The following is an 8192-nucleotide window of genomic DNA, read 5'->3' as shown; positions in this document are numbered from 1 at the left end:
TTCCAATCTCGGTCATCAACGCCCGGATCTCCGAGCGGTCGTTCCGCGGCTACCGCCGGCTCCCGAGAGCGCTGCGGTGGCTCCTCCCGGCCGCCGCGGCGATCTGCGCCCAGGACGAAGCGAGCGCGACGCGCCTGGCCGAGCTGGGAGTCCCGGCGGACCGCCTCCGGATGACCGGCAACCTGAAGTTCGACAACATCCCGACCCGGGTCGCCGGCATGCGGGAGAAGCTCGGGATCGCGACGGACGAATGGGTGCTCGTCGGCGCCAGCACCCACGAGGGCGAGGAGGCGGTGGTGCTGGCCGCCTTCCACATGGCACGCGCGGCGCGCCCGGACCTCCGCCTGATCCTCGCCCCCCGCCATCCCCGGCGGCGGGCCGAGGTGGAGGCGGCCATCCGCGCGGCGGGCCTCGCCTTCGCCACGCGGAGCGCGGGCGCGGAACCGGACCCGGCCCTGCCCGTCTATCTCGCCGACACGCTGGGCGAGATGGACCGCTGGTATGCCGGCGCCGGGATGACCTTCGTCGGCGGCTCGCTCGTCGACCGGGGCGGCCACACGCCCTTCGAGCCCGCGGCGCACGGCTCGGCGATCCTGACCGGCCCGCACGTGGCGAACGCCGTGCCCGCCTACGCCGCGCTTCTCGCCGCCGGCGGTGCGGTCGAGGTCACCGATGCGGCCAGCCTTGCCGAGGCGATCCTCCGCCTCGCCGGGCCGCAGGCGCAAGCCCGGCAGGCCGAGGCGGCGACCCGCGCGCTTGCCCCCTTCACCGCCGGCCCCGCCATCGCCGCCTTCCTCGTCGCACTCTCGCGCGAGACCGGCCTTCCCCTGAAAGGAGCCGCTGATGCCGTTCAGCCTTGAGGACCTGGAGGCGGCCCAACGGCTGGTCCATGCCCAGATGGATCCCACGCCGCAGTACGCCTGGCCGCTCCTCGCGCAAGCCACCGGTGCCGAGACCTGGGTCAAGCACGAGAACCATGGGCCCATCGGCGCCTTCAAGGCGCGCGGCGCCATCACCTTCGTCGACTGGCTGCGCCGCACACGTCCCGACTGCCCCGGCATCATCACGGCGACGCGCGGCAACCACGGCCAGGCCCAGGCGCGGGCGGCGACGCGGGCGGGCCTGCGCGCCGTCGTCTATGTGCCGAAGGGAAACTCGGTCGAGAAGAACGCGGCGATGCGTGCCTTCGGGGCGGAGCTGCGCGAGCACGGCGAGGATTTCGACACCGCGAAGGATGAGGCGATGCGCGCCGCCGCGGCCGAGGGGCTCTTTCCGGTGCCGCCGTTCCATCCCGAACTTGTCCGCGGGGTGGCGACCTACGGGCTCGAATTCTTCCGCGCCGCGCCGCCGCTCGATACCGTCTATGTCCCGATCGGCTGCGGCTCGGGCATCTGCGGGGTCATCGCCGCGCGCGACGCGCTTGGGCTCGCGACCGAGGTGGTGGGCGTCGTCGCCGCCGGCGCCCCCGGTGCAAAGCTGTCCTTCGAGGCCGGGCGGGTCGTCGAGACGAACTCCGCCCGCACCTTCGCCGACGGCATGGCGGTGCGCGTCCCGGTTCAGGCGGCGCTCGACATCTACGGGCCGGGCGCGGCCCGCATCCTCGCGGTGACGGAGCCGGAAATCGCGGCTTCCGTCCGCCTGCTCTTCTCGGCCACCCACAACGTCGCGGAAGGCGCCGGCGCGGCGGCGCTCGCGGCCCTCCTCCAGGAGCGGGAAGCGATGAGGGGCCGCCGCGTTGGCGTGATCCTTTCCGGCGGCAACATCGACACGGACTGGTTCCGGACGCTCCTCTCGGACGGGATTCCCCGGGTCTGAGGCCCGCCGATTGGCCTTCGGTATGGAACATGGCCGGCTGCGGTGCTAACTTTAACCTCAATTCCCGCGTAACGTCGGGAAACGGCAGGTGATGGCAGGAGCCGGGCCCATTGCAGGGCCCGGGAGACCGATGAAAAAGGTGGAACAGACGGGCGGCAGCGGGACCGAGGCGATGGCGCAGACCGGTGCGCTCTGCTATCGCGTGACGAAGAAGCGCGGCCCCGAGGTGCTGCTGGTGACCAGCCGCGACACCGGGCGCTGGGTGATCCCCAAGGGCTGGCTGATGAAGGACAGGTCGCCGGCCGAGGCGGCGCTGCGCGAGGCCTTCGAGGAAGCCGGGGTGGAGGGCCAGGTCGCGGGCGACTTGCTCGGGCTCTATACCTACGACAAGGTGATGGCCGACAAGTCGACACAGCCCTGCATCGTCTCGGTCTTTCCGGTCGAGGTCGCCCGTCTCAGGGGCGACTTCCCCGAACGGTGCCAGCGCCGCCGGCGCTGGTTCCGGCCCGCGAAGGCCGCGCGAAAGGTGGCGGAGCCGGAACTCGGCGCGATCCTCGCCGCCTTCGCCCCGCAGGGCGCGTAACGCTTGATTCCCCGTCCTTTCTGACCACATAGAAAGGGGACGTCCCCGGGGTAACGCATGATCCGCTACTCGCTCACCTGCAGCAACGAACATGCCTTCGAAAGCTGGTTCCAGTCGGCCGAGGCCTTCGACCGGCTTGCGGCTGCGGGCCATGTCGCCTGTGCGGTCTGTGGCGCCACCGGGGTCGAGAAGACGCTGATGGCACCGGCCGTCCGGCCCGCGCGTAAGGCGGCCGCGGACGCCGCCGCCCCGCGCCCGCTCGCCACGCCGCAGACCCCGGTCGAGGCGGCCCTCGCGGCGCTCCGCCGCCAGGTCGAGGAGAACTCCGACTACGTCGGCCTCAACTTCGCGACCGAGGCGCGGGCGATGCACGAGGGCCGGGTTCCGGAACGCTCCATCTATGGCGAGGCGAAGGCCGAGGAAGCGCGCAAGCTCGTCGAGGACGGCATCCCCGTGGCCCCCCTGCCCTTCCTGCCGGCGCGGAAGACCAACTGACCGGCCGGAGCCGCGGACGTCGCATCGCACCCGGCGGCAACCGCGAGTCCTGACGCAGGTGGCCGCGCCGGGCCTGCGACACGCCGCCCGAGCCCTGCACCGGCCCCGCAATCCGCTTGCATGGACGCCCCCCCGCGAATAAGAAGCGCGCGGTTTGGCTTGAGGCGCGTCACGCGCGGGAACTGGGGGGCCGGAATGCCGCTTCTCGTGATGAAATTCGGCGGCACCTCGGTGGCCGATCTCGACCGCATCGAGAACGCTGCCCGCAAGGTCAAGCGCGAGGTGGAGCGCGGCTACGACGTCATCGTGATCGTCTCCGCCATGTCGGGCAAGACCAACGAGCTCGTCGGCTGGGTGGAACAGACCTCGCCCCTCTACGACGCGCGCGAATACGATGCCGTGGTGGCCTCCGGCGAGAACGTCACAGCAGGGCTCATGGCGCTGCGCCTGCAGGAAATGGACGTGCCGGCACGGTCCTGGCAGGGCTGGCAGGTGCCGATCAACACCACCTCGGCCCATGGCGCGGCGCGTTTCGTGTCGATCCCGCGCGACCACATCGACGCCAAGTTCGCCGAGGGCTTCAAGGTCGCGGTCGTCGCGGGCTTCCAGGGCCTGAGCCACGAGGGCCGGATCACCACGCTCGGCCGCGGCGGGTCGGACACGACCGCGGTCGCCTTCGCCGCCGCCTTCGGGGCGGAGCGCTGCGACATCTACACCGACGTAGACGGCGTCTACACCACCGACCCGCGCATCTCGTCGAAGGCCCGCAAGCTCGACCGCATCGCCTTCGAGGAGATGCTGGAGCTCGCCTCGCTCGGCGCGAAGGTGCTGCAAACCCGTTCGGTCGAGCTTGCCATGCGCTATAATGTTCGGCTGCGCGTGCTCTCGTCCTTCGAGGACACCGACGAGAATTCTGGAACGCTGGTCTGCGGCGAGGAGGAAATCATGGAATCGAAAGTCGTCTCTGGCGTCGCCTATTCGCGCGACGAGGCCAAGATCACCCTCTTCACCATCGAGGACCGCCCCGGCGTCGCCTCGGCGATCTTCGGCACGCTGGCCGATGCCGGCGTCAACGTCGACATGATCGTCCAGAACATCTCGGAGAAGGACTACGACGCGGCCCACCCGGGGGCGGTGACCGACATGACCTTCTCCTGCCCGGTGAACCAGGTCCCCCGCGCCCAGAAGGCGATCGAGGACGCGAAGGCGGCCGGCAAGATCCAGTACGACGAGCTGATCATCGACACCGACGTTGCCAAGGTCTCCGTCGTCGGCATCGGCATGCGGAGCCACGCCGGCGTCGCCGCAAGGATGTTCGCCGCCCTGTCGGCCGAAAACATCAACATCAAGGTCATCTCCACCTCCGAGATCAAGATTTCGGTTCTGATCGACCGGAAGTACATGGAGCTTGCGGTGCAGGCGCTGCATGACGCCTTCGAACTGGAAAGGGCCTGATACGGCCCCGCGCCACCCGGCACCGGATGACGCGGCCGGCCGGCCGCCATCCGCACCGCCGCCGCGCAGGATGATCGCCCCGCAGTCCGGCCGGACGCGGAACACCGTTTCGCGACAAGCCGGGTCGAAAACGGCTGAGCCAGGTGCCGGCGGCACGGTAGGGTTGCCCGGACGGCACGGACGACGGGCAGCATGGTTGACATGGCGACGCAAACGGCCGCGGCGACGCGCCCGACCACGCGGGGGCTGCCGCTCGCCGCGATGATGCTGGCGGCCGCATCCTGGGCCATCGCGTTTCCACTAGTGACCATCGCGCTCGACGCAATGACCCCGCTGCCGCTGACGGCGATGCGCTTCGTCAGTGCGGGCGTCCTCGCGCTCGGCTGGATCGCCTGGGTCCGCCCGCCGCTTCCGCGCCCGCGCCGTGTCCCGCGCTATCTCGCCGCGGCCTTCTTCGGCTCGGCAGGCTACAGTGTCTTCAACAACATGGGCCAGTCCACGGTCTCGGCCGGCGCCGCCAGCTTCATCAGCAACATCATCCCGATCCTGACGGCGCTGATCGCCTGGCCGGTGCTGGGCGAGCGGCTGAACCGCGCGGGTTGGGCCGGCTGCGCGATCGCCTTCGCGGGCGTGAGCCATGTCGCCCTGGGCCAGCCCGGCGGCCTCGCCTTCGGCGCGGGGGCCATGTTCATCTTCCTGGCCTCGCTCTCCGCCGCGCTCTACTTCGTGGTGCAGAAACCGCTGATCGAGGAGGATGGCGCCCTGGCCTGCACGGCTTGGACGCTCGTCTTCTCCGGCCTGTTCCTGCTGCCGTGGTTTCCCGCGGCCCTCGCCGAGGCGGCACCGGCGGCCCCGCGCGTCCACATGGCGATTGCCGGGCTGATCCTTTTCCCGACCCTCGTCGCCTATGCCGGGTCGATCTATGCGCTTGGCAAGCTGCCCATCGCGGTGACCACGGCGATCGTCTACCTCGTCGCCCCCATGGCGGCCCTTTTCGCCTTCCTCTTCCTCGGCGAGGTCCCGACGGGCGCGAGCCTCGCCGGCGGGGCGCTCGCCATTCTCGGGACGATGGTCGTGGCGCGCTGGGGCAAGACGACCTAGGTGCCAGAAGGCGTGGCCCCGCGCCCGCGGAGGACATCCGCTCGGCCCCGGGAAGCCCGCGACCGGCGCCGGATCTTCGACGCGCGACGGTGGCCACTCCCCAAGCGCGATCGCTTCGCCTATAGAAGGGGAAACACCGATCGGTCGAGGACATGCCTGAACGGACGGAAAGCGAAAGCCGCAAGCTGCTCAGGCGCTTGCGCGACAGTCTTGCGGAACCGGGCGCAGGCCAGGAGCGGCTCGACCGGATCACCCACATCATCGCGGATTCCATGGGCTGCGAGGTCTGCTCGATCTACCTCTTCCGCGACGAGGAGACGCTCGAACTCTGCGCCACCGAGGGCCTGAAGGAGGAATCCGTCCACAAGACCCGGATGCGGATCGGCGAGGGTCTCGTCGGCCGCGTCGCCCGGACGCTGACCCCCGTCAACACCGCCAACGCCCCCGCCGAGAAGGGCTTCCGCTACATGCCCGAGACCGGGGAGGAGATCTATTCCTCCTTCCTCGGCGTGCCGATCCAGCGCGTCGGAGAGAAGCTCGGCGTCATCGTGGTGCAGTCGAAGACCGCGCGCGAGTTCTCGGTGGAGGAGGTGGACGCGCTCGAAGTCGTCGCCATGGTGCTGGCCGAGATGACGGAACTTGGCGCTTTCGTCGGCGACGGCGGCGCCATGGCGGGGCTGCACAAGCGGCCGGTGATGATCCGCGGCGCCACCGGACAGGAAGGCGCGGCGGAGGGGCGCGTCTGGCTGCACGAACCGCGCGTCGTGGTGACGAACCCGGTCGCCGACGATCCCCTGACCGAGATCGAGCGCATCCGCGCCGCGGTCAGCGAACTGAGGGTGTCGGTCGACGACCTGCTCGCCGCCGAGAGCCTCGACAAGGAACAGAAGCAGGTCCTCGAAGCCTACCGGATGTTCGCCCATTCGCGCGGCTGGCTCCGGCGGATGGAGGAGGACATCACCCGCGGCCTCTCGGCCGAGGCCGCCGTGGAAAAGGAACAGTCCACCGCCCGCGCGCGGCTCGAAACCGTGCCCGACCCCTATCTGCGCGACCGGCTCCACGACCTCGACGACCTGTCGAACCGGCTGCTGCGCATCCTCACCGGCCAGGGCAAGGATACCGGGGCCGAGATGCCGGACCACCCGATTCTCGTCGCCCGCAACATCGGCCCGGCAGAGCTCCTCGATTACGGCCGCAAGCTGAAGGGCGTCGTGCTCGAGGAAGGTTCGGTGGGCAGCCACGCCGCCATCGTCGCCCGCGCTCTGGCCATCCCGCTCGTCATCCATGCCGACCGGATCACGGCCGAGGCGCTGAACGGCGATCCGATCCTCGTCGATGGCGACCAGGGGATCGTGCACCTCAGGCCCGAGGACACGGTGGCCGTGGCCTTCCGCGACAAGGTCGCGATGCAGGCGGCGGCACAGAACCGCTATGCCTCCCTGCGCGACCTTCCGGCCGAGGCGAAGTGCGGCACCCGGATCTCGCTCCACATGAACGCGGGCCTGATGGCCGACCTGCCCTCGCTCGCCGGCTCCGGGGCGGAAGGCGTCGGTCTCTTCCGGACCGAGCTTCAGTTCCTGATCCGCGCCCATGTGCCGAAGCGGTCGGAGCTCGCCGCGATCTATTCCAGCGTCCTCGACGCCGCGAAGGGCAAGCGCGTCGCCTTCCGCACGCTCGACATCGGCTCGGACAAGGTCCTGCCCTACATGAAGCGGGTGGAGGAGCCCAACCCGGCCATGGGCTGGCGCGCGATCCGGGTCGGCCTCGACAAGCCCGGCGTCATGCGGATGCAGCTCCAGGCGCTGATCCGCGCGGCGAACGGGCGTCCGCTCACCGTCATGTTCCCCTTCGTCGCCGAGGTGAACGAGTTCCGCCACGCGCGCCAGATGCTCATGGACGAGATCGCGCGCGAGCGCGCGCTCGGCCACGCGCTGCCCGAACGGCTGGAAATCGGCGCAATGCTGGAGACGCCCTCGCTCGCCTATGCGCCCGACGCTTTCTTCGAGATGTGCGACTTCGTCTCCATCGGCGGAAACGACCTGAAGCAGTTCTTCTTCGCCGCCGACCGCGAGAACGAGGCCGTGCGCCGCCGCTACGACGTGCTGAACAGCAGCTTCCTGCGCTTCGTGCGCCACATCGTCGACCGCTGCGCGGCGGCCGGCACGCCGCTGTCCTTCTGCGGCGAGGATGCCGGCCGGCCGGTGGAGGCGCTCTGCATCGCCGCCCTCGGCGTGCGCATGCTTTCCATGCGGCCGGCCTCCGTCGGCCCGGTCAAGCACCTGATCCGCCGGGTGGACCTGACCGAACTTCGCGCGCTCATCGACCGCGAATGCGCCACCGGCACCGCCAACCTCAGGCCCACGGTCATGGACTGGCTCGCCGGGCAGGACATCTGAGGTCAAGGCGGCAGGATAGTCTGCCGCGATGGGCTTGGCGCCGATCGTCGTCCCGGCGGGATGCGCGCTCGACTGATGCATGTCAACTGTGCAGGACCTGTGGCCGGGTAGACTGAGCCCCGCAGACAGGAGCATGCCCATGCCTACCGACACGATCAAGCCGGGCTTCCCCAGGTGGCTGGCCGCTTCGATATTTCAGGATAGACCCTTGAGAGGAAGAAATCCGTTCCGCAGCGCCGCGATGGACTGGCTCGCCCGGCAGGACCGCTGAGCGGCCGCCACCCTAGCTGCCGGCCGGCAGGGCCCGTTCCCGGCGGAAGGCCTGCGTGACCGCGTCCTCGCCATGG

The 8192-nt window shown here is 70.2% G+C and carries 7 protein-coding genes; all 7 read left to right on the top strand.

The features are described 5' to 3' along the window. Positions 1-860 (top strand): 3-deoxy-D-manno-octulosonic acid transferase (locus F9K34_RS15080; RefSeq protein ID WP_291337932.1); only part of this gene is annotated, 860 nt, incomplete at its 5' end. Further along, positions 844-1815: a threonine dehydratase gene (locus F9K34_RS15075; protein WP_291337931.1), complete on the top strand. Its 972-nt coding sequence runs from the start codon at positions 844-846 to the stop codon at positions 1813-1815. The genes F9K34_RS15080 and F9K34_RS15075, both read left to right, overlap by 17 nt. Positions 1816-1945: 130 nt before the next feature. Beyond that, positions 1946-2398 carry an NUDIX hydrolase gene (locus tag F9K34_RS15070; protein ID WP_291337930.1) on the top strand — a complete coding sequence of 151 codons (453 nt, stop codon included), beginning with the start codon at positions 1946-1948 and terminating at the stop codon, positions 2396-2398. Positions 2399-2455: 57 nt separating this feature from the next. Beyond that, positions 2456-2893: a DUF1178 family protein gene (locus tag F9K34_RS15065; protein WP_291337929.1), complete on the top strand. Its 438-nt coding sequence runs from the start codon at positions 2456-2458 to the stop codon at positions 2891-2893. Positions 2894-3088: 195 nt separating this feature from the next. Beyond that, positions 3089-4348: an aspartate kinase gene (locus tag F9K34_RS15060; protein WP_291337925.1), complete on the top strand. Its 1260-nt coding sequence runs from the start codon at positions 3089-3091 to the stop codon at positions 4346-4348. A 201-nt stretch (positions 4349-4549) separates the two neighbouring features. Continuing rightward, entirely contained in the window at positions 4550-5449 is a 900-nt protein-coding gene (locus F9K34_RS15055) for a DMT family transporter (RefSeq protein ID WP_291337924.1), read from the top strand. Positions 5450-5601: 152 nt separating this feature from the next. After that, the gene (gene ptsP, locus F9K34_RS15050) at positions 5602-7845 is read left to right on the top strand and encodes a phosphoenolpyruvate--protein phosphotransferase (RefSeq protein WP_291337922.1); all 2244 of its coding nucleotides are present in this window, start codon (positions 5602-5604) and stop codon (positions 7843-7845) included. The last annotated feature ends 347 nt before the right edge of the window (positions 7846-8192 follow it).

Source organism: Albidovulum sp. (assembly GCF_008933605.1).
In the GTDB taxonomy this organism is placed as follows: Bacteria; Pseudomonadota; Alphaproteobacteria; order Rhodobacterales; family Rhodobacteraceae; genus Albidovulum.
Note: the sequence above shows the minus strand (reverse complement) of the source record. Positions and strands in the feature narration are given on the sequence as shown.